The sequence below is a fragment of the Oleiphilus sp. HI0043 genome (assembly GCF_001634935.1).
Genome location: NZ_LWEY01001177.1, coordinates 1 through 677, shown reverse-complemented (window position 1 = coordinate 677; position 677 = coordinate 1). Strand labels below are relative to the sequence as shown.

The 677-nt window shown below is 45.5% G+C and carries 1 protein-coding gene; it reads right to left on the bottom strand.

Translation table 11 applies throughout. The features are described from left to right. The coding region (locus tag A3729_RS33085; RefSeq protein ID WP_197475848.1) for a hypothetical protein at positions 1–677 on the bottom strand (677 nt) is incomplete at both ends.

The following is a 677-nucleotide window of genomic DNA, read 5'->3' as shown; positions in this document are numbered from 1 at the left end:
TCGGTTTTGTGAAAGTGTTAGCTCATAAAAATTAAGCCTATCAACCCAATAGGGTTCGGAATAAGTATCTTTAGCATAGCGATCTGATTCCCTGATTTCCGAAGAAACAGCACTTGCCAGTTCAGGGCCCATTAGGATGAATGGCAGATTATTGATCACACTATATCGGGCTAATCGGGCGTCCAGATCAAAGTAACCGGATTGATTAAGCCAGTGCTCTAATTGCTCTCTATCCACTCCTCTAGCATCAGCAACAGTCGAAAAGTGTATGCCCTGACTCAACAGCGTATGATGGAAGTCAATATACCCCTTAAGACCATCTTCTACATTTTCACCTAATATATCCGCTACAGCTTGAAAAACCTCAGAGTATCTTTGAGCTTCGTGAGGAGCGCTGCCCTCTAGTATATGATTAACTTCCACACGACTAATAGTCCCTCCTTCCATCCCCCCCTGATCATTGAGTCTGCCACCGCTAAGTATCGAAAACAGACTAAACGCTAAGGCATCCTTTGCCGGTGTTGTCGCGTCCGGCTGATCATTGTTTGCATTTAAATACTCTAGATAAGAAGCCGTTAATTGGGAACCCGCTTCGAGGAGGAGGGGAAGTCTAGAAAAGTTAAGTCCTGTAGAGAGAGCCCCTATTGCCGCACCAAGCCCGAATACTGTCACCGCTC